Origin of the sequence: Oxalobacter aliiformigenes (assembly GCF_027116575.1) — a bacterium.
Lineage (GTDB): Bacteria > Pseudomonadota > Gammaproteobacteria > Burkholderiales > Burkholderiaceae_D > Oxalobacter > Oxalobacter aliiformigenes.
In genome coordinates this window covers 1,061,248-1,083,531 of the sequence record NZ_CP098252.1, presented here as the reverse complement: position 1 = coordinate 1,083,531, position 22,284 = coordinate 1,061,248, and the positions used below count along the sequence as shown (strand labels likewise).

At 57.5% G+C, this 22,284-nt stretch carries 17 protein-coding genes; 10 read left to right on the top strand and 7 right to left on the bottom strand.

Annotated elements, in window-relative coordinates; translation table 11 throughout:
• The first annotated feature begins 130 nt into the window (after nt 1-130).
• Nucleotides 131-3,502, top strand: a complete 3,372-nt coding sequence (locus tag NB647_RS05000; protein WP_269284597.1) for a S8 family peptidase — start codon at nt 131-133, stop codon at nt 3,500-3,502.
• Between the two features lie 122 nt (nt 3,503-3,624).
• On the top strand, nt 3,625-4,290 hold the full coding sequence (locus NB647_RS04995; protein WP_332880342.1) for an autotransporter outer membrane beta-barrel domain-containing protein: 666 nt from the start codon (nt 3,625-3,627) through the stop codon (nt 4,288-4,290).
• A 191-nt stretch (nt 4,291-4,481) separates the two neighbouring features.
• Here NB647_RS04995 and NB647_RS04990 read toward each other — a convergent pair whose 3' ends face one another.
• A complete protein-coding gene (locus NB647_RS04990; RefSeq protein WP_269265527.1) occupies nt 4,482-4,682 on the bottom strand; it encodes a hypothetical protein in 201 nt (66 codons plus the stop codon).
• On the opposite strand from NB647_RS04990, the gene NB647_RS04985 reads away from it, so the two are divergent.
• The gene (locus tag NB647_RS04985) at nt 4,681-6,621 is read left to right on the top strand and encodes a tetratricopeptide repeat protein (protein WP_269284594.1); all 1,941 of its coding nucleotides are present in this window, start codon (nt 4,681-4,683) and stop codon (nt 6,619-6,621) included. The genes NB647_RS04990 and NB647_RS04985 overlap by 2 nt on opposite strands.
• 1,232 nt (nt 6,622-7,853) lie before the next feature.
• Here NB647_RS04985 and NB647_RS04980 read toward each other — a convergent pair.
• Together NB647_RS04980 and NB647_RS04975 are read right to left on the bottom strand one after the other, a co-directional pair.
• On the bottom strand, nt 7,854-8,057 hold the full coding sequence (locus NB647_RS04980) for a hypothetical protein (protein ID WP_269284591.1): 204 nt from the start codon (nt 8,055-8,057) through the stop codon (nt 7,854-7,856).
• Between the two features lie 554 nt (nt 8,058-8,611).
• A complete protein-coding gene (locus tag NB647_RS04975; RefSeq protein WP_269265521.1) occupies nt 8,612-8,818 on the bottom strand; it encodes a hypothetical protein in 207 nt (68 codons plus the stop codon).
• Between the two features lie 536 nt (nt 8,819-9,354).
• On the opposite strand from NB647_RS04975, the gene NB647_RS04970 reads away from it, so the two are divergent.
• On the top strand, nt 9,355-9,714 hold the full coding sequence (locus NB647_RS04970; RefSeq protein ID WP_269265520.1) for a LexA family protein: 360 nt from the start codon (nt 9,355-9,357) through the stop codon (nt 9,712-9,714).
• A 256-nt stretch (nt 9,715-9,970) separates the two neighbouring features.
• Here NB647_RS04970 and NB647_RS04965 read toward each other — a convergent pair whose 3' ends face one another.
• Nucleotides 9,971-10,441 carry a GNAT family N-acetyltransferase gene (locus tag NB647_RS04965; RefSeq protein ID WP_269265519.1) on the bottom strand — a complete coding sequence of 157 codons (471 nt, stop codon included), beginning with the start codon at nt 10,439-10,441 and terminating at the stop codon, nt 9,971-9,973.
• Nucleotides 10,442-10,492: 51 nt separating this feature from the next.
• Here NB647_RS04965 and NB647_RS04960 point away from each other — a divergent pair, with 51 nt between their 5' ends.
• The 5 genes from NB647_RS04960 to NB647_RS04940 all read left to right on the top strand — a co-directional run bounded on the left by NB647_RS04960 (nt 10,493) and on the right by NB647_RS04940 (nt 15,213).
• Nucleotides 10,493-10,648: a hypothetical protein gene (locus tag NB647_RS04960; RefSeq protein WP_269284588.1), complete on the top strand. Its 156-nt coding sequence runs from the start codon at nt 10,493-10,495 to the stop codon at nt 10,646-10,648.
• Nucleotides 10,645-11,640 carry a phage tail protein gene (locus NB647_RS04955; RefSeq protein ID WP_269284585.1) on the top strand — a complete coding sequence of 332 codons (996 nt, stop codon included), beginning with the start codon at nt 10,645-10,647 and terminating at the stop codon, nt 11,638-11,640. Before NB647_RS04960 ends, NB647_RS04955 begins: the two co-directional genes overlap by 4 nt.
• 10 nt (nt 11,641-11,650) lie before the next feature.
• The gene (locus NB647_RS04950) at nt 11,651-12,301 is read left to right on the top strand and encodes a DUF4376 domain-containing protein (RefSeq protein ID WP_269265517.1); all 651 of its coding nucleotides are present in this window, start codon (nt 11,651-11,653) and stop codon (nt 12,299-12,301) included.
• A 95-nt stretch (nt 12,302-12,396) separates the two neighbouring features.
• Nucleotides 12,397-13,386, top strand: coding sequence for a phage tail protein (locus NB647_RS04945; RefSeq protein ID WP_269284582.1), 990 nt, complete (start codon nt 12,397-12,399; stop codon nt 13,384-13,386).
• Between the two features lie 363 nt (nt 13,387-13,749).
• A complete protein-coding gene (locus NB647_RS04940; protein WP_269284579.1) occupies nt 13,750-15,213 on the top strand; it encodes an NAD-dependent succinate-semialdehyde dehydrogenase in 1,464 nt (487 codons plus the stop codon).
• A gap of 314 nt (nt 15,214-15,527) precedes the next feature.
• Here the strand turns inward: NB647_RS04940 and NB647_RS04935 are convergent, their stop codons facing one another.
• The 3 genes from NB647_RS04935 to NB647_RS04925 form a co-directional block, all read right to left on the bottom strand.
• Complete coding sequence (locus tag NB647_RS04935) at nt 15,528-16,547, bottom strand: glycosyltransferase family 2 protein (RefSeq protein WP_269284576.1); 1,020 nt, start codon at nt 16,545-16,547, stop codon at nt 15,528-15,530.
• A 328-nt stretch (nt 16,548-16,875) separates the two neighbouring features.
• Nucleotides 16,876-17,886, bottom strand: a complete 1,011-nt coding sequence (locus NB647_RS04930) for an OmpA family protein (protein WP_269284573.1) — start codon at nt 17,884-17,886, stop codon at nt 16,876-16,878.
• Between the two features lie 14 nt (nt 17,887-17,900).
• Entirely contained in the window at nt 17,901-20,666 is a 2,766-nt protein-coding gene (locus tag NB647_RS04925) for an autotransporter outer membrane beta-barrel domain-containing protein (protein WP_269284570.1), read from the bottom strand.
• A 394-nt stretch (nt 20,667-21,060) separates the two neighbouring features.
• Between NB647_RS04925 and NB647_RS04920 the strand changes: the two genes are divergently transcribed.
• Nucleotides 21,061-22,275: a tetratricopeptide repeat protein gene (locus NB647_RS04920; protein WP_269284567.1), complete on the top strand. Its 1,215-nt coding sequence runs from the start codon at nt 21,061-21,063 to the stop codon at nt 22,273-22,275.
• Nucleotides 22,276-22,284 lie beyond the last annotated feature (9 nt).

The following is a 22,284-nucleotide window of genomic DNA, read 5'->3' as shown; positions in this document are numbered from 1 at the left end:
TGACCGGTTCCGGCAAAAACGGAAAACTGTACGGAAACCGCTCAGGAAAATACCGGGCCATACCGTATCGATATGTCCCCTGCCCGCCCCCCAACATTTCGTGGTAACCTTTTTTCCGGAAATCCTTTCGATGAATGATACTGTACGTTCTTCCCGTTTCCTGTCCATTTTCAGGCAAAAAACCCTTTCCCTCGCCCTGGCTTCCCTGTTTTTGTCACCGCTGCCCCTGATGGCCGCGACCGTGGAGGAAAACCTCCATGCGATCAATCTCCCCGGCGCCTGGGCACAGGGCTTTTCCGGAAAAGGCGTTAAAATCGGTGTACTGGACTTGGGGGTCGATGATGCTCACGCCGCATTCGACGGAAAACAGGTCGATCACATCTTCTCAGACGAATACCTGAAAAACTTTTCCGGAGATCCACAATGGGCTTCCCGCAACCACGGCACCCATGTGGCAGGCATCATGGCAGGCCACGGTTATGGTGCGGCACCCGGTTCGGACATTCTCGATCTCACCGCCGGCTGGCTTGACCCCACCCGGGTAATTGCGGAAACCCGGGCGCTCTATGACAAAGCCTTCGACCTGTTTCCGGACGTGAAAATCTATAACAACAGCTGGGGATGGGTTTACGGCATGCACGAATACACCGGCATCCCGGAAGACCTGACACCTGTTTTTGACGTATTCAAAAGAGCGGCCGACGAAGACAAACTCCTCGTTTTCGCGGCGGGCAATCACGGCGGACTGGCGCCGTCCTCTCCGGTTTACGAAGGCATTACTTCCCACCGGTACGACGGGCATCTCATCAATGTCGTCAATATCGACGCCGCGCACCTTGACGATCCCGACCATTACGTTTTCAAAAGCGATACCACCTCGCTCTACGACACGAATCTCGGCATTTTCGCCCCGCTCTGGACCCTTGCGGCACCGGGAACCAACGTCCCGAGCGCCTCGGCAGGCACCGCCAATGAAACCATCGAGATGACGGGGACATCGATGGCATCCCCCTACGTCACCGGTACCCTGGCACTCGTGCAGGAAGCCTTTCCCTGGATGAATGCCGAACAATTGGCCGATACCGTCCTGACGACCGCCACCCCGTCGCAATCCGGAGCCTATGAACTCTTTTTTTACAAGGGAGACAGTCCCGACTGGCAAAAACGGATCCTGACCCGGGTCCATGGCTGGACAAACTTCCAGCCCGGCAGCAACATCGAGGACGAACGGGTCGTCATCGCCTTCTGGGGAGACCGGGGCCAGCAGTACCAGACCAGGGAACAGATCACGGAATTTCTCACCCGGCTCGCGGAAAAGCTCATCGAACCAACCTACGAATCTGACCGTAAACTACTGGAATTCCTGGAACCGGAAGCGGCGGCACAACTCGAGGAAATGAAAGAAAAATGGATCCGGAATTTCGTCGATACCGCCATCATCACCGAATACGCACTGGGAGCCGGACGCCTGGACGCTTCCCGCGCCGTCGGCGGACCGGCCGCCGTGGACATCAACCGTCTGGCACGCTGGAACGAAACCTCCAGGAAATGGACGCTTCCTTCCGGAAACAATCTTTCAGGCCAGTCCCAGATCAACTATAGCCTGACCCTGTCGGGCGACGGCGTCAGCCGGTTCACCAACGACATCACCGAAATCCGCTGGAACCCCGTCCTGCACATCAGCACGGCCGAAGACCTGAAATCCTACAGCGATGCCCTGAAAAAGGGCGAAACCTGGACGGGAAGCGACGAAACCCGCAAACCCGACAATGCCGACCTGCCCATCGGCATGATCGTCAGCGGTGAAAGCAAAACGGGCGAAAACGTCGTCAATACGGCCGGAACACTGGTTCTGGAAGGTAACGTCACCCTCTCCGGCTCGATCGACGTCCTTCACAATGCAGCGCTCGTCGTGAACGGGAACGTTTCCGGACGGGATGACAGTCCGGCATCCGGCATTCCCCGGGGACTAGTGCAAAGCGACGGCACCGGAACCATCGGTGGTACAGGCATCATCACGAACCTCATTTCACGGGGCGAACTCTCTCCCGGAGACGATACGGCCAGCGACCGGACAGGTACGCTGACCGTCACCGAAAACCTCACGATCGACGGCGGCACCGTCACCCTCGATGTCGGCGCCACCCGCCACGATCGGGTCAAGGCCGGCTCCATCGACATCCGCGACAACGATCTTACCTTCGCGCTGCGCCCGGCGGAATACATCGGAGAAACCTACGAATTCCGTCCGGCCGATTACCTGATCGCCGGCAACGGCCTGACCCTTCCGAACGGGAAAGCGGACGCCATTTATCTCGGCATGAGTTTCGGGATGAACCGGACCGGAAACGAAAGCTGGCAACTCACCCGTTATGACGACTCCATGCAGCGCATCGGTTCGGCAGCCGACCTTTCACCCGAAGCACAACAGCGGGCCGCCCGGCTGGACAGCGCCATCCGTTCCAAACAGGCCGCATCCAGTACGGCTTCCCGGCTTGTCCACTGGCTTGACCTCGAAAGCGAAAACCTCGCCCTCGCAGATCCGCTTGCCGCCGGACGCATCCGCACCACCTACGACGCCCTGAAACCCGACGATCATGCCGCGTTCGATGCCCTGGCCCTCGAGCGATCCACCCGGCTGCGTGAAATGAGCGGGCTGAGTCCGGCAGCCCCCCTGAAAAGTCATGGCCCGCAAAGCGTCGCCACCCTCCACATGGAACGGGACCGGCTGGACACTTCCGCAAACCGCCTGGAATCGGAACGCACGATCGTCACGGGAGGTGCCGAAGTCGGGACGAAAGATATCCGCTTCGGCTGGCGACTGGGCGGCTTCAGCGAAAACATGGACGGTTCCTCACACAACATGTCCTCGAAAAACTACGGTCTTTTCGGAACGGCCAGTCTGGTGAAAGCACTGGACAACGTCCGGCTCTTCGGCGACGTCATGGCCGGATGGGTACATGACCACCGGGAACGTTCCGTCTGGGGAGCGGGCAACAGCGAACATTTCGATATCGTCACGACCGGCTGGACAGCCGGCGTCTCGGCCGGACTGGGCTATCGGCTCGAACCGTCGGAAAACGCGGCGATCCTGCCCTACCTGAAACTGAGCTACGACACCCTGGCGCGCGGCGCTTTCGATGAAGGAGATTCGCCCATCGCGCAGTCCTGGTCGTCGGACAGGCTCTCGGCGACCGCGGCGGAAGCCGGTCTCGACTGGCAGCTCCGCATGAAAGAAAGCCGGCAGGGAACATGGGCCTTCGAAGGCCGGGTCGCCTACCGGAACCGTTTCCACATCGAAGGCGCCGACGATTACCGCTGGGCGGGCATTTCCGACAGCGTCGGGGATTCTTTCAGAAACCGTCATACCGGACGGCTTCAGCTGGCTATCGCCCGGGAAATTCCTTCCGGCCATACCTTCCGGCTGGTCGCCGCCGGCGAAACGGGAGATTCCGGTTTCAGCCGGTACGGACTGGAAGGACACTGGTCATACCGCTTCTGAGCCATATCCCTCCCGGCCGGCAACCGGCAATCCGGCTCCGTTTTCCGGTACGGGACCGCTTGCCGGCCACTTTGCCGTACAGAACCTTTTCCTAGCCATGCGATCCCTGCCGGTTCCGGACCATACAATATAATGACGGCTTTCTTCCGTTCACTTCGTTTTTTTGGGAAAAAACATATATCCAGCCCAAAAACACACCGACCGGCGAAAAGAACATATCCCCCCCGGTTTTCAGGCTGCTGTCGTACCGTTCCGTTTCTATCGGTTCCTATGCCCGTACTGCCGAATCGGACTGGACGCAGGTTTCCGGCACGGCCGTCGTACATGCCGGATACGCGTTCAGACCGGATGAACGTTTTACCCTGATGCCGTTTGCCGGCGCCGACGCCGCTTTTCTGCATCGGCCCTCCATATCGGAAGAAAAAGGCCGATCGGCACGACTCGAAACCGATGAGGAAACATTCCGTTCAGTCAGGACGGTTTTCGGCCTGAAAGCGGAAACCGCCGATATCGCCACCGCCTCGCCCGGTTATACCGCAAGGGGCAATGTCTCGCCGGCATTCAACCATGAATTGCTGAAACACGCCGGCGACATGACGACACGATTCACGGAAATAACCGGCGGCGATTTCACCACCGATGTCCGCTTTGCCGCCCGCTCGTCCATCCCGGCATCCACAGGCATATCGTTTCGTTCTCCTGAAGGCACTTCGCCCGATTCCGCACTGGCCTCCGGAATTTCTTCCGGAAACGGTACTTCCGTCGGCGGCTTCGGCAAGGTGCAATAACCTTTCCGAGCATACGGGCAAAATCCCGGCCCTGAAAAAACGGTCCGGGAAAAGTCTCCTGTCCCGCCCGGTCGATACATCGTTCCGGCGCGGGACGTCCTTCCCCTTTTCGCCGTACATCGTCATACTTGTCCCCGTTTTCTGTGGACAAGTCCGTGCGCAACCCGCTTTTTCCTTTCCCTGTCAGTGAGTTAGCCCCGCTGCTTCTCCGGCAGGCACTTTTTCCCGGCATTTTCCATCTGCCGTGTTTCCGCCGCGTACCATCCGGCGACGGGCAATCCGTACCAGCCGGAAATATCCGGAATACCGGACACTTCACGGCGCCTCATGGAACTGTTAAGATCGCACTTCCGGCATCCGGTACGGATACCGCATTGCACATGAAACATCATGCCTGTTTTCCGTCGTCTGCTGTCTGCCCTTCTTCTGGCCATACCGTTTCTGGCCGCCAGAGAAAATGCGTACGCGCATGTTCCCGCCCCCGTCACGCTTCCCCGTGCGACCACCACAGCCGGTGAATGCCTGGGCGATCTGTCCGGATGGAAAACGGAACACCGGCAGCCCATACCGGAACAGACCGGCCACTCCCTGATCGCCCCCTTCACCGGCACACTCGATCTGTCCGGGCTGACCGGCAAAAAAAACTGGCGCGCCGCCCGTCTCCGTTACGAAAAAGCCGCCGAAAACGGTGACCCTTTTGCCCAGTACTTTCTCGGCCTGATGTATCTGACCGGCAAAGGCGCTCTCAAAAACCCTGAAAAGGCTTTCGACTGGTTCCTGCAAGCCGCCCGGCGTAATGTACCGGAAGCCCAGTACTGGCTGGCCGACTGCTATGCGCACGACCGGGGAACCGCCAAAAGCGACCGGGAAGCCATGCGCTGGTACCGGATAGCCGCCGGAAACGGCCACATCGAGGCACAAACCGTCACCGGACTGGCCCTGCTCTATGGTGTCGGCCTGCAAAAAAATGAAAAAGAAGCCGCTGTCTGGCTGGAAAAAGCGGCCAATGCCGGCAATGCACGGGCACAGTATTATCTTTACAAACAATACCGGAACGGCACAGGCCTCCCGGCAAATCCCGATACCGCCATGCAATGGCTCGAGCGTTCCGCCCGCGGCGGCTGGCCGGACGCGAAAAAGCAGCTGGGCCTGATCCGTCTTGACCGTTATCTCCGGAAAAAAGACAACCTCCCGCAGGCAACCGAAGCCGTAACGTGGTTGAAAGACGTGGCGCAAAAAGACCCGAAAACCATGCATCTGCTCGGCACGCTCTACCAGGACGGCCTGATCGTCAGGGCCGATCCCGAAGAAGCCGCCCGCTGGTTCGACAAGGCGGCGCGGCAGGGACATGCCGAAGCCCGGCTCAGACTGGCCGTCCAGTTGCTGGCAGGAGACGGCATCGCCGCCGATCCCGAAAAAGCCGTATCCCTGCTCCAACAGGCTGCCCTCACCGGAAACCCGAAAGCCGAAACCCTTTTGGGCGCGGCCTACGCCGGCGGTACCGGTGTAGAACAGAACACGGCAAAAGCCCTGTACTGGCTCGAAAAAGCCGCCGCACACGGCGAACCAAACGCCCAGTACGAACTGTCCCGGATCTATCAGGACGGACAACTCGTTCCCAAAGACGAACTCCGTGCCCGGCAATGGCTGGAAAAGGCGGCGGAAAACGGCCAGCGCGACGCCCAATACCGGCTCGGCATGGCATACCGGCAGGGTACAGGTACAAACAGAAACGACGGCAAAGCCTGCGAATGGTTCGCAAAAGCCGCCAAACAAAACCTTGCGGCCGCGCAATACGCATACGGCAACTGCTTCCTGCACACCCCCGACAACCCGGCGGACCGGCAAAAAGCCCTCCACTGGCTCACCCTGGCGGCCGGGCAAAATCATGCCGCCGCACAGTTCCGGCTGGCCGTACTTTATGCCGGAGACAGCGACGGAAAACACGGCACACAGGCACTGAAATGGCTGGAAAAAGCGGCGGAAAACGGATTCGCCGACGCCCAGTACTGGCTGGGAATCTTCTGCCATGACGGCGTACACGTCCCCCAAAACCTGAAAACAGCCCGCCGGTGGTACCGAAAAGCCGCCCTTCAGGGACACCCCGGAGCGCAATACCGGCTCGGCCTTTCCCTGCTGGACGGAGAAGGCGGCGACAAAAACCCGCAGGAAGCGTTCGGCTGGCTCGAAAAGGCGGCGGAAAACGGCGTGGCCGAAGCCCGGTATCTCCTCAGGCAGCACGGCCATTCCGGAAACCGGAGCGTCGCGGCACCCGCCCCGGCACACGATTGGCCGGAAAAAATCCCGCGACAGATACCGGCACGGCCATGAACCGGTGGTACAAACCGGACACAGCGGGAAACGGAAAAACCCCGTACCGGCCGGAAAAACAGGACATCGTCGGGAAACATACGTTAAGAGACCTTGCCCGTGCCATACAGTCTCCGAAAAAAACGGCGGCCTGACACTCCCCGGAAATGCCCGCCCGCCACCACGACATCCCGAACACTCCGGTACAGCGTCCTGACAGTCACGATAAAAACGGCCCGGCCGTCTCTTCCCGCCTGGAAACAGCCGCCAATACCACCGATCCGGCCACGCCCGCTATCCCGGCTGCAATGATCCTCACAGAGCCGGCATACAGACGAACCACCGTCATGCCCCATCCAAAACAAAAACCGCTTTGCCAATCCGGCAACAGAATTCCGCCGGACAAAAAAGAAATGACCGGCCGGTTCCGCAAGACATCTTCGAACGAAACCCCGAACACTTCGACCGGATCGGGACATCCGCCTTATCGGCGAAAGAGTGGAAAAAGTCCGTCAAAAGTCCTGCAATACACTTTCCCGACCATCAAAAAAATGCCCCCGTCCAGCCTGACAGACCTGTTGTGCCGTCAGAACGCCGCCCACTCCTGCGGCCATCCGCGTCACCGCCCATGCACGGCACAGACGTCTTTTCGACATGACAGGGCAAAACACTTCTTGACACTTCGCCAGTTTTACAAAATACTTTCACAGTTTACAACCGTTTTCCGACCCGGTATTTTGATGAATCTTTTCCGCATTTCACCGTCCCCGTGCATGGTGCGAAAATCCGGCGCAAAAAGCGACTGGCCGCCGGTACCGTGGCCAGACGATCCGGCCGCAGGCATGCCCCGCCGGTCCGTCATCTCCGGCGCGGCGGCAACGGAACCGCTCACCCGTGCGGGCATCGTGCCCGCCGGTTTTCCAGCAGCATGGTCATATCGTGAAATCCCCTTCACCCGAAAGCGGACATCCGGGCGTTCGGCCTTTTCCGGCGGCAGCCGGCCGGAAATCCCGAAACCGGCCAAACCGGAAAAAGACGGAACGGCCCGGAACCGTTTTCACCGCCACCCGGACGGCGGCACACGCGGGAAACCGTCTCCCGCCTGCCGTTTCCTGCCGCACCCCGTCACAGGGCGGACGGCCGCTTCCGGGGACATGAGGGAAAAAGACATGAAAGCGGCCGGCAGGAATCTGCCTAACAGGGAATACACCGTCGCCGGACAGTGGACACGCGCCGAACCGGCATCCCCATCCCTACCTGACCGGACGGCACCGGATAATCCGGCTCCCGGACAGACGGTATTTTTTCAGCAAACCGGGAAGATCGTCTCCCGTTTCGATAATTCTCGAAGCGGACCAGCTCCAGACGGCATACCGGGGAATCGTTTCGGTCTGTCCGTTGACATAAATATCGGGACAGTCTCCAAGGTCGGCAATACAGATATCGTCATCCATCATAACCTCATTCCGGTTACGACCTTACGAGGGTCGGGAAAGCGGGTGTTGAACACAGCCTCAACTGCACTGCCTGCTTATTCCCTTCTGCACGAAGGTTTTTTATTCACAGACACCCGCCCGTCCCGGTTGATCGAAGACAGGAACAGACATTTGCAACCGACCCGCAAATGTCTCTCAGCCAAGGGTATGTTCAGTACCGCCTATGAGTTATTACGAGCCAATCAACAATCCATTATGTTTTGCTGATAACCTCTTCATCTTGATTTCTTACAATTCCGTGCCGCCGCCGTTACCAACAAGCGGTCAAAAAAACCGCCGTTGGTTAAACGTCGGCAGCAAGATAACGGTTGCTAGCCGAGTTAAGCAGGGGTGTTCAGCCCCAGGGACACACCGTGCCCCCGTTTGCAAATTTACTTTATCCCATGCCGAATTGCAAGAAAGCCATGACAGCATTTCCCGCAACCGGCGGTTTCCCGGCGACACCGGGCAAGGGCTCTCCCTGCCGTACCAACCCGGCACAGACAACCTCGGAAACAGACAAAAAAGGTGGAAAACTAGAGAAACGGCTTGTATTTCAGGACATGCACCATCGACAAACCGTATTTTTCAAGAAGAAACGGCAAATCGTCGCTCTTTTCCACCATTTTCGCGGCCGGTTTGTTCCATACGACATACCGCGGAATCGGTTCCTCTTTCCCGTTGATGAGAATAGTGGGATTTTCACCCAGATCAGCGATAAAGAAGATTTCATCATCATTCATACGTTCGTCTCGGTTACGGCCTTACGAGGGCCGGGCGGGTGCTGAATACAGCCCAACTACGCTGCCTGCTTATTCCCTTCCGCGCGAAGGTTTTTTATTCACAGACACCCGCCCGTCAGTAACTTTTGACGGACAAATAACGCTTGCGTTCAACCCACAAACGTTAGCTAGCTGGAGGTATATTCAGTACCGTTTGCTATTCACACAACGAGTTGATCAACACAAACAAACCTGTTTTGCTGATAGCTTGATCATCTTGCTTATGCACATTAAAAATGTGCGACCGCCGCCACCAGCGAGCGGTATGAAACCCCGCACGCTGGCACACGTCGGTAGCACTATATCGGTTGCTAGCCGAGTTGGATAAAGAGGGTATTCAGCCCCCGGAACCGCTTTTGCGATTCCGGTTGCGAATTTACTGTATCGTGTCGGGAATTGCAAGAACGGTTTATAGATATCTGTTTGACGGCCCGGCTTGCCAACCTTTTTGCAACAGTATAAATTACTGTATTTTTATACAGTCCTCAAAAGAAAACATGGCCACAGTCTTCCCGCTTCCGCATACCGATTCGGCCAACAGCCGCATCGACCTGAACGACATATTCAACATCCACAAACCGTCCTGTTTCCTTCTCAGGGTAAAAGGAGAATCCATGACCGGCATCGGCATTTTCGAAGGCGACACCGTCGTCGTCGACCGGTCGATCCCTCCCCGAAACAGCCACATCGTCGTGGCCGCCGTCAATGGCAGATTTTTGATCCGGCGCCTGCAAAAAAACCGGACGACCGTCAGACTGCTTCCCGAAAACCCGGCCTACCGGGCAATCGAACCGGCACAGGGAGAGGAAATGCAGGTATGGGGAGTCGTCACGGCCTGCCTGAAAAAACTGCTCTGACAGCCCGAACACATTCCGGAAAACCGAAAACCCCTCAGGACGGCCTGTGAACGACCAACCGGCCCGCTCCGGCAAACAGGATGAAAACCGCACGAACCGCTCCGCCCCCGGACAGAAAGCGAAACATCCAAGACACCGTCCAGACGGCCCGTCTGCCGCCAGCACGCCAACGCGCACGACGGCCGGAAAATCGTGGCCACCAAAACAGAAACGGCAGCCGTCGCAGCGGCTGCCGTTCTTCCGTCAAACCCGTCCGTCACTCCCCGGCGGGCACCTTCACCGTCTTTTCCATATAGACGAACTTCAGCTCGGGCGTGACCTGTTCCTCCCGGAAACGCCGGTAACCCAGTCCTTCATACAGTTTCAGATTCCGGATACTGATATTGCTGGTAAAAAGTTCGTAGCGCGGTTTGGGACATGATTTCTCGATCGCCACCAGAAGCTGCGTTCCGATACCGCGCCCCTGTTTTTCCGGCAACACCATCAGCTTGCCGATATGAAGCGTATCGCCTTCCTCACGCGCCCTGACCGAGCCGATAATCACCCCGACCTCGTCGACGGCCTTCAGGACAATGCCTTCCCGGTATTCTTTTTCCACATCCCCAAGCGTTTGCATCAGAGGCGGTATCTTGTCGTCGTTCAGCAATCTGGCCTCGCTGCGATAGGCACGGTATTGCAGGGCCAGAATCACGCCCAGATCCTCGGGTTGCGCTTTCAGAATTCTCAAAACGAATGTCCTTTAAGAAAAGAAAAAACCAAAACGCGACTATAACCTCAAATGGATGAAAATAAAACAGAAAAACGGCCTGTCGGGCTGACCGAAGAAAAAAATTTCCCTAAAATGACGATGTGGGGCGCCCTTGCGCCCTTTTTTCATGGACATCAACCCGGCCTTCCCTTGCAGGAAGGCTTTTTTTTTATGGAGGAAACATGACCCGACTTCCTGACAGAAACCTGCTGGAAGGCACCAAACAACCCGACACCACCACCGGCGAATTCCGCCTTGCGATGGGCAATCTCCAACAATTCATCGCCGACCTGCTCGGTACCGACAGCGCGGAAAAACAGACCGCCCGCAACATATTCGGTGTTCAGGAAAAATACCGCGCCGAAGCGAGCGGCACTCCCGACGAACTGGCCGCCACATTCGACCAGACCATCACCAGACCGATCCACGGCCTGCACGTCCAGCTCCGCGCCGGCGCCCCCAACACCTCCGCTACCCCGACCTTCCGCGCGGACGAAACCGGCGCCATTCCCATCGTCAAGGGCAACGGCCTTCCCCTTCTTCCCGGCGACATCGCCGGCAACGGTCACTGGCTCGAACTCAAATACGATGCCAAACTGGAAAAATGGGTCCTTGAAAACCCGGCCTGTGGCATATCGGTCGATACCCTCATGGAACCGAAACTGGCCGGAAAAGCCGACAAAACGGAACTGGAAGAAAAACTGGCCACCAAACTCGATACAGCGGAAAAAACGCCGGTCGGCAGCGTGATCGCCGTAGCCGGCAATATCACACCGGACGGATACCTGCACTGCAACGGCGCCGAAATCCTGACTGCGGTCTATCCGGAACTTTTCGCCGTCATCGGTTATACCTACGGAGGCGATGGTGCAACCGTGTTCCGCCTGCCAGATTACCGCAACAACCTGTTAAGTGGCAGTGATACGGCCGGAACGCATGTTTCGGCCGGATTGCCGAACATTACAGGGACCATTGTATCGGGGGCCAACTCCTACGCTACCAGCTACCAGACAGGTACGTTCTACAATATTGACGAAGGTTCATTCGGGCACTATCAGGCAGGAAGCAACAACTATTACAGAGCCGGATTCGATGCCTCCCGTTCCAACCCGATCTACGGCGCATCCGATACCGTCCGCCCCCCTTCCATCACCGTCCGTTACTGCATCAAATACTGAGGAGTCCGACATGAACCCATCCATCACCGTTTACGAATACGACAAGACCGGTCTTTACACCGGTGAAACCACCGCCGAACCTTCCCCCCGCGAAGAAGGCGTCTGGCTCATTCCCGCCAATGCCACCCCCCTCGAGCCTCCCGTCACCGGTGAACATGAATGCGCCGTTTTCCGCAACGGCCGCTGGAGCGTCCGCTACGATTTCCGCGGCACGACATACTGGCTGCCTGACGGCTCGGAACACACGATCACGGAAACCGGCATGATCGTCCCTGAAAACGCGTTGACGGAACCGCCATCCCCCTCACTGGAATCCGTCAGGAAAAAACGGCTGGCCGAACTGGATGCCGCATTCGGAACCGCCCTCAAAACAGCGCACTGCACTTCATCGGCCGGCTTCGAAATCAACGCCGACGAAAGAGCGGCCATCAACATCGCCGGCCTGATCGTCTCGATGGAAACCGCCGGACGCGAGACCGTATCGTTCCGCACTTACGACAATGCTTTCCACACGATCACCCTCGACCAGCTCAAATCCATACAGACGGACGTTTTCACCCATATACAAGCCCTGTATGAACGGAAATGGGCCCTGGAAAAAGCCATTCTCGACGCACCGTCGCATCATGCCCTCGACGCCATAGACATCCGCATGGCATAAACCGGCGAAAACCGGCATTCACGGGACGCCCGCAACGGCTTCCCGTCCGTTTCAACCGGCCTTCCTCGCCGGAAGGCTTTTTTATGGAGGAAAACATGACCCGACTTCCCGACAGAAACCTGCTGGAAGGCACCAAACAACCTGAAACCACTACCGGTGAGTTCCGCCTCGCGATGGGCAATCTCCGGCAATTCATCGCCGACCTGCTCGGCACCGACAGTGCCGACAAACAGGATGCCCGCAATGTATTCGGCGTTCAGGAAAAATACCGCGCCGAAGCGAGCGGCACTCCCGACGAACTGGCCGCCACATTCGATCCCCCGTTACCGGCTCCCGCGAACGGCCTGCACATCCAGCTCCGCGCCAGCGCCCCCAATACCTCCACCGCCCCGACCTTCCGCGCGGACGAAACCGGCGCCATTCCCATCGTCAAGGGTAACGGCCTTCCCCTTCTTCCCGGCGACATCGCCGGCAACGGTCACTGGCTCGAACTCAAATACGATGCCAAACTGGAAAAATGGGTGCTGGAAAACCCCGCCTTCGGCATTGCCGTCATGCCTGTCATCAACGAAAAAGCCGACAAATGGGAGATCGCGGCACAACTCGCCCGGAAACTGGACAAATCCGAAAAACTGCCCGTCGGCACCCTCATCGCCGTCGGCGGAAACTTCACTCCGGAAGGTTACCTGTACTGCAACGGCGCAAGTCTCAGCGCATCGGCCTACCCCGAACTCTGTGCCGTGATCGGCGGCACCTATGGTGGCGACGGACTGACGACATTCAACCTGCCGGATCTGCGGGGACGATGGATGCAGGGCAACGACAGGGCTGGCCAGGTACTGGCAGCGGGATTACCAAATATTACCGGTGAACTTGCCAATCCCCAATTCAGAAACGGCTTTAATGGTGGAAGTTTTAATGGAGCTTTTTATCAAATTTCCGTATATAACAATTCTTTTGGAGATAGTGGCAACTGGAATAGCCCCCATGTAGGTTTCAGCGCCTCCCGTTCCAATCCGATCTACGGGGCATCCGATACCGTCTGCCCCCCTTCCGTCACCGTCCGTTACTGCATCAAATACTGAAAAGTACATGACCCCATCCGCCACCGTTTGCGAACGCGACCGCCACGGCCAGACCATTCCCGTACAAAACGAACGTCCCGCCCCCCCTGTTTGCGCCATGAAAAAAGGCGGTCACCGAAACGGTTTTTCCGGTACGCCAGCCATGAAAACGCACCTGGCCATCCGGCAAACACCGCCCTGCCGGAAAACGCGTTCACCCTGTCAAAAAAAGCCGGTACCGGCTTTCTTTTTCCTTTACCCGGATCAAACGACCTTCCCGTATGTTCCGGAACCTGACCGTCATCGCATATCGGTCATGGTCAAAGCCCGATGTCTGGGGTATTCTTCTCCATATCGACATGTTCCGGACAATGAGGAGACGAGATGAGCGTATCGCACGACAGACTCAGAAACAACGAATTTTTCCGAACCGGCGCCTTCATTCACGGCAAGTGGATCACGACCGGCAAAACCTTTCCCGACACCAACCCGGCGACCGGCGAAAAACTGGCCGATGTCGCCTACAGCGGCCGCGAGGAAACGGAAGCGGCCATCATCTCCGCGAAAACGGCCTTCGCCGACTGGCGGAAAACCACTGCGACCGAACGGGCCGCCATCCTGAACCGCTGGTATGCCCTGATCATGGAAAACCGCCCCTTTCTGGGCGAACTGATGACCGCCGAGCAGGGAAAACCCCTGTCCGAAGCACTGGGCGAAGTCGATTATGCCGCCAGCTTCATCCAGTGGTTCGCCGAAGAAGCCCGACGTGCCAACGGCGAAATCATCCCCCCGTTCAAACCCGGCTCCCGCATTTTCGCCACCCGCGAGCCGGTCGGCGTCGTCGCCGCCATCACCCCCTGGAACTTCCCGATGGCGATGCTGACCCGCAAACTCGGCCCGGCACTGGCCGCCGGCTGTACGGCCATCATCAAGCCGGCGAACCAAACGCCATTGTGCGCCAACGCCCTGCTGGCTTTGGCCGATGCGGCCGGCGTACCGCCCGGGGTACTGAACGGCGTCTGCGGAGACACACATGCCATTTCCGACGCGATCATGGCTTCTTCCGACGTCCGCAAAATCACGTTCACCGGTTCGACCGCCGTCGGCAAGACACTGGTCGCCCATGCGGCCGCCACCATGAAACACGTCTCGATGGAACTGGGTGGCAACGCTCCCCTGATCGTCTTCGACGATGCCGACATCACGGCCGCCGTCGCCGGCACGATCGCCAACAAGTTCCGTAACGCCGGGCAGGTCTGCGTCGCCATCAACCGCATTTACGTGCACGATACCATCTATGACGAATACGTGGCGAAACTGGGCGAGGCCATCGCCGGACTGACCGTCGGCGACGGCATGACACCGGGCGTGGCTGTCGGCCCGCTGATCGATGAAAAAGCGCTGGAAAAAGTCGAACGGCATGTTTCCGACGCACTCGGCAAGGAAGCCGAACTCGTCACCGGCGGCAAACGCAGCCCGCTGGGAGGCACTTTCTACGAACCGACCCTGCTTTCGCACTGTTCGGACGACATGATCATCGCGCACGAGGAAACATTCGGGCCGGTGGCCGCCTGCTTCCGGTTCGAATCGGAAAAGGAAGTCCTCTACCGGGCCAACAACACCCCGTTCGGGCTGGCCGCCTACTTCTACACGAAAGACCTCTCCCGCGTCTTCCGCGTCTCGCAAGCCCTTGAAGCCGGCATGATCGGCATCAACGACACCGGCGTTTCCTCAGCCGTCGCCCCGTTCGGCGGCATCAAGGAATCGGGACTGGGCCGCGAGGGATCGGTTCTGGGACTGGAAGAATATCTGGAAGTCAAAACCCTGCATCTGGGTGGTCTTGAATAGTCCCCTCCGGCAAGGCAAGGCGGCATGCTTTTCCCGGCGGAAACCGGCATCTCCCCTTGCCACAACAGGCCGGCACAGCAACACCGGCATTCCCTCAAACGCTCCACCTGGCAGCGTCAGGGAACCGGAAGCGAAAATATCCGGACGTCGGGACAGGATCCGTTTGCCCCGAACAGGACACGATCCGGCGAAAAGCCGGACCTCATGCGCTTTTCGCCTGCTCCAGCCACCGCTGCCGCGATTTTTCGCACCGTTACCCTATATATCCCGCCACCGTGTCGGCAATACCGGGCTCCTGAAAACGGTTCTTCCCGTTACGTCCTGCTCGTCATCTTGTTTCTTTTCGCCCGGTACCGTCGCCAGACAAAACTGCCATAGTCGTACAGCCTGCATAGCACTGTACTGTGCCGTGCGAACCACTTCAGCATACGATGCTTTCCACTGACAATGACCGTTTTTTTGCTTTCCAGATAACCGGTGAGCTCTTCTCTCTCGGCCGGAGCGAGAACGGAATGCGCCCTGTCGGCCACCAGGGCACCGATCGCACACTTGACCGCCCGGTTTTCTGCATAGCCGACCACGTCCGACCCCAACTCGCGTGCGACCGTTTCATGTTCCTTCCATGCGACGAACATACCGTATTTCATCTCGACATTCAGCTCCGGTACATGATTGAAAGTAGCCGTCAGTGCATTCAGATTCAGGCAATTGTAGTAATAACCCGCCTCCGGCACAAACGCCACCTTCCGTGCCCGCCTGAAAAGATGGGGCATGATCTGCAAATCCTCGAATCCACGTATGCGTTCATACCGGATGCCGTCGAAAAGCGTTCTCCGGTAAATCTTGTTCCACAGATAACTCGGCAAACGGTCCGCCAGAACCTGTTCCTGTGCCTGTAAAAGCGGTATATCGCCCTGCAAACCGCTCGAATGACGTAAAACACCACTTTCCAGAATCACAAAAAAATCACTGATAACGATATCGGCGTCATATTCAACGACCGCTTTCATCAAGTTTTCATACATGGAAAAATCAAGATAATCGTCCGAATCGACAAACGCCACGAATTCCCCCGTCGCCCTGTCCAGCCCCGCATTACGGGCTTGGCTCGCCCCCCTGTTTTCCTGATGGATCACCACGATCCGGGAATCCCTGGCGGCATATTCGTCGCAAATCGCTCCCGAGCGGTCCGGTGAACCGTCATCGACCAGAATGATTTCCAGATCGGCATACGTCTGGCCGACAAGGGAATCCAGACATTTGGGCAAATACGTTTCCACCCGGTACACCGGGACGATGACAGACAAAAGAGGACGCGACAAATCATTCTCCATAATGCGATACCGACGGGAAAAACCGAAGGCGTTATTGTATCAACAAGCCCGTATCGCACGACGGAAAAATTCCGCGATCGCCAGCCCCCTCCGGCAAGACAGATTCCCCGCCTTCACCCCGCAACCGGAAACCGCAACAGATATCTCCCCGCCATTGAAACATGATTTTTTTCCTGCACCGGCCGGAAACACTCCGCCACGCATCGCTGGCAATGTTCGCTGCAACAGACAGCAGTCTCCTTACGTCGCATATCGCCCGGCCCGATTTTCGGGAAAAAACCACTTTTCCGGAAACGGACGCGAAAAACGGCATCTGCCGCACAATCCCTCATTTTCCCGGAAAACGGATATCGACGCGGCGATTCATCCAGCGCCCGTGCGCTGTCCTGTTGTCATAGGCGAACGATTTGCCGGCACCACGAACCGTCATCCGTTCCGGATCCACACCATGCCCGGCAAAATAACGTTTCACCGTTTCCGCACGTGCGAGAGACAATTTCCCGTTATAGGCATCGCTCCCCGCGGAATCCGTCCATCCGACAATCTCCATCTTCCGTCCGGCATACTGCAACCGGATAACATTCAGCGCCTCATCCAGAATCCGGCTGGAACCGGATGTCAGCGTCGCCTTGTCGAAATCGAAGTTAATGCCCTGAAGTTCCAGAACCGGCGCTTCAGCAGGAGTGCACCGGCGATCCAGAATCCTTTCCACCACCTGATCCGTCTGCCGGACATCGCGTAGTACAGAAACAAGATCGACAATATCGCTTTCGCCAAATACTTCATGCAGACGAGCGACTTCCTCATCATTGCCTGCCAGCGACAACACCGTCAGCTTCCCGCCACCGGCACGGAAAGCGTCAAACGCCTTTTTGGCCGGAACCTTGCTGTCCTGCTTCCATTTGGAAAAATCGCCATCGGTCACCAGTACAAGATGCTTTTCCCGGGACAATTGTGCCTTTGCACGTTCCCCCAGCCAGGTCATGCGTCCGACCGACTCCAGATTTTCCGGAATTTTCTCATCAAGCAGTCGTGCATATTCCTCTGCCGAAAGTTTTGCCGGTTCCTGCTGAATCGTGAAAGGAGCCACCGTGAAAATACCGGTCTCCGATTCCCCCTGATTGGCCTGAGCCAATTTCTTCAGAAAAACCTTGGCATGGGCGATTTTCGGCACATCCTTCCCGTCATCCGATTCTGCTGACCCATTCTCCTGCGGCAACATCATCGAACCGGACACATCCAGCCAGACATTATATGCCGACGGCTGGCAAACAGGCGCGGCCTGCGCGGTTCCCAATACAGCTGATATCGCCAGAGCAAAAACCGTTCTCTTAAACATTCAAACATCCTCCATCAGAACCGGTAACGGTAACCGGCACGAACCTGGATATCCTTGTGATATCCATCCCCATGTGCGCGATCGACTTGCAAATACAATTTCTGGTCAATGCCGAACTGCCAGTCCAGATCCAGACCGTAATAGAACACGTTTTCAGCAACATGTCCCGTAAAGCGGCGGCCATTCATATACAACGACTGATCGCCATCGAATTCATGAATCAGACCGGCACGCCCCGCAATCTGCACATACCGCTTGTCCAGACTATTTTCCCCGCCGTAACTGAATTTCTTGCCCAGCACACCGCCCAGTCTTCCCGTCAGGAAATCGACATCGTTCTGCCGGACATGGATGGCGTTACTCGTGTCGTAATTTTGGCCATCGACATGGAACCAGGACAACTGGATCTGCGGCTCGAAAAACCAGTGATTGTGCCACTGGCGATCATCCACCTCTTCGCCCCAGCTGAACATATGGCCCGCCTCAACCGAGAAACCATACCCCCAGTTCGAAAAATCCCCGCGCATGTAACCGGTACGCTCGTTGTGGAAACCGCTGAAATCCGTATCGAAATACCCGACGGTGCCCACGATATCCGCATAACCGCCGGACTTGTCCATATACGTCCCGTAAGCCTTCAACATGTAATGATCCATGTTCCCGCTTCCGTCATAGCGATAGGACTCCGTATCCGCATGTCCTCCCTTAAACGACATGCCCACCAGCCAGGAATGATCCTCACCCTTGTCAATCAGTCGGTCAATCCCGATGTGCACACTGTAATCCTCGGCCTTGACCTCGCCGTCACCCAGCCCCCTGGCATGATAACGTGAGTAAATCACCTTGCCCCAGACCCCGTCCTGTGCGCCGTAACGGACTTCTCCCAGACGGTGCCGGAGATCGGAAAGATCGGATAACCAGCCGTAATAGATATGACTGACGCCCCCCATATCTTCAATAATCCCGACCGAATTGGACTCCCTCGAGGAAACCATCACATAACCATTCGTGTTGTCTTCCCCGACACGGTCAAACTCAAGCATGGGATTGGCGCTCTGAAGGTTCACCCCCTTCCAGGCCGTGTCTTCATGGGAAAATCCCTGCGTGACCAGTGACGCTGCCGTGTCGCCGGCATTTTCGGCAGATCGCTCGTTATAAGCGACCAGATACGTCTTGCCCGGTTCGTTGTCGTTGAGAGTGATGTGAAGAACGGCATCCTTGTCCAGCTGCATATCGCCACGGGTATGAATGGAAAAGCCCTCTTTGCCAATCGTCTCCAGCGCCTTGTCATGGCCGTCCCGTACACCATCGTCGAGTTCATGGAAGTACTTGACACCATTTTCCTGGACAAGATGACTGGCACCCAGCGTCACATAAGTCGTCGTGCCGGCAGCCGCCCGGAAGGCATTCTGGTGAATCTGGCGATCCTGGGCCAGCGTCAGGGTTCCTTCATTGAGAGACATCGTCCCGGTACCGGTCACGCCGCCGTTCAGGACAGTCGCGACATGTTCCACATCTTCCGAACCGAAACTGAAAACACCGTCATTATGGATATCGTTGTCTTTTCCGTTCGCCGCATTGCCCTCAAAAAGATTTTTCCCTCCCATCAGGACGGTACCGGCATCGCCGTTATACACCGCACCGCCGGCATCGCCGGCCGTATTGCCGGCAAACACGCCGTCTGTCACCTGCAACGTCTTTGCATTGCGGATAGCGCCGCCATTCGTAAAAGCCTCATTGCCACGGAATTCTCCCCCGGATATGGACATTTTTCCGGCATTATAGACAGCGCCGCCCTGCCTGCCCGTATTCCGGCTGTAAACAGATGCCGAATCCGTCAGCGTACCGGCATTGTACACGGCACCGCCGCCTGTATTCGTGGCGGTATTGCCCTCAAACACATCACCATTCGTCATACCGGTCGCCCCGGCATAAATCCGGAAAGCACCGCCCGAATAAGCCGCCCGATTGCCGGTATAACGCGAACCAAAATCATGGAAACTGCCGTGTTGAACAGCTATCGCACCGCCATGCCCGCCCGAGCTGTTTTCCTGAAAAACATCGTTTGCCAGACTCATGGAAGGAGCAAAACCGCTGCCCACCGCCCCGACCGCCTGCTGAAGCGCTCCCCCCTGAGTGACCACCGTATTGCCGACATAGACAGATCCGGTATCCGTCAACTGGCCGTAATTGGTGATCGCCCCGCCGAAACGCGTATCCAGACCGGCTACCTTGCCGTTCCCCTCAAACCGCGAACCGGCAATCGCAAGCGTGCCGTTCACATAATTATTGACGGCTCCCCCCGCGAAATTGTCCGAATTGCCGGCAAACGACGTATTCGTTATCGCCAGAACGCCGTCATTGAAAACGGCACCGGCAGATTTGTCGCCCGCCTCCTTGTTGAAGTAGTAATCCCTGTTGCCGGTAAAGGACGACTGGCTGATTTCGCCCTGCGTTCCGGTATTCAGATAAAACACCCCTGCACCGGGTTTGACCAGCTCACCATTGACAGATGACGTTCCGTTCTCGTTATTGCTGAACGTCGAACCGGACACTGCCAGCGTCCCGCCGGCCGTTACTTCGACAGCGCCTTTTTCGTTCCGGTCCTTTGTGGTGGACACATAACCGTCAAGCACCGCGTTCACCATCCCGATATCATGCCCCCAGATCGGGCCGGACACTTCGCCACTATAACTTTGCGACCATGCCGGATGACACAGAAAAGCGGACGCCAGCGCCAGAAAAAGGGGCGTTCGCCTGAAAAAAAGAAATGACTTCATGGATATTCGTTCCTGCAAAAAGAATGGAAAAACGGGAAACAGCAGGAACAAAACCGGCGATATATCCGCTAATACACACTAATGGTTCCGCTAATACACAGTAACCGGTATACCAAACATTCCCAATTCATTGAAAACAAACGGAATTTCCATCTCATCCGTTAAAACTCGCCGGTTTTCGGATCAACCGGACTGTTTATGGGAAAACAGGATTCTGCTATCGTTTTACCCGGCAGGGCAGAAAACAGGCGGCATGCCGCTCGACTGGCGAATAAAAGGCCGGTTTGCAAATGTCCGCTAGTGTGTATTAGCGGACGTCTGATTCCCGCAACAGGCCTCACCGGCAGCGGAACCGGCCCGGGAACGGCAAAAACCCGCCGGCCGGCATTTCCCCGTGCCATACCGGCCAGGCGGATTTTCCGGCCGGTGCCCCAAACCCGAACGGATAACGGCATCCCTGTACACCGTTATCCTGCCGGATGTTGCCGGGACAGCCGGATTTCCGGTTGCGAAAGAGAACCTTTCGCACTACCATGCAGGTTTTGCATCCGTCCTGTCCGGGTTTATGTTGCGCCGATTTCTGCCTGTCCTTCTCGCGCTGTCCCTTCTCTGCTCCGTCTCCGCCGCCCATGCCGACGACGGCATCCCTGCCGATACGCCGCCGGCCGAATGGAAAACGCCGGCCCTGTTCACCGCCATCTGGGACGTTATCCGTTCCGGCAAACCGGTGGACACGCGGGAAAACATCCTGAAATACGACGACAGGCCACAAAAAACACCCCTCCCCGAAAAACAGGCCGAAAAAACGGAACCCCTTCCTGCACCGGCCGTTCCGGAAACACCTTCCATCTCCCCGGCTTCCCCTGCCGGCCAGACACCCGCCGCCCCTGTCTCCCGTCCGGCAGAAGCGACCTTTTCGACTGTTCCGCAACATTCCCGGCCACCTGCACCGGTTGCCCCGTTGCCGGCCGACAGACAGGAAACGGAATGTGCCGGCATCCGTGAAATCCTCGAAACGCACCCTGACCCGCAAGACGCGGACGAGATGACCGAACGCGGCATCCTTTATCTGAACGGCCTCTGCGTCGAACGCGATCCAAACAAAGCCGCCGCCCTCTTCACGGAAGCCGCGACCCGGGGCCATCCTGGCGCCATGTACCGGAAAGGCGCCCTGATCGCCAGCGGCGACGACATCGCGACCGACGGAAAAACAGCGGAATACTGGTTCCGGCTGGCCGCGGAAAAAGGATATGTCCCGGCCATGACCGCCCTGGGCATTCTGAACCTTCGCGGGAAAACGATTCCCCCCGACCCGGCGAAAGCACGGGAATGGCTGGAAAAAGCGGCCGAAAAAAACGACCCCGACGCACTGTTCGAACTGGGCATGATGGCGAAAAACGGCACAGCTCTCCCCGCTCCCGACGAGACACAAGCCGCCAGCCTGTTTCACAAGGCCGCCACAGCCGGCCACCGGAATGCCGCCTACCAGCTCGCCCTTCTGCAATTTGCCGGCCGGGGACAACCGGCCGACAAACCGGGGGCCATCGCCCGCTTCATCCGGCTGGCCGAAGAAGGTTTCCCCCCGCCCAATACACGCTGGGCTACCTGAGCCTGAAAG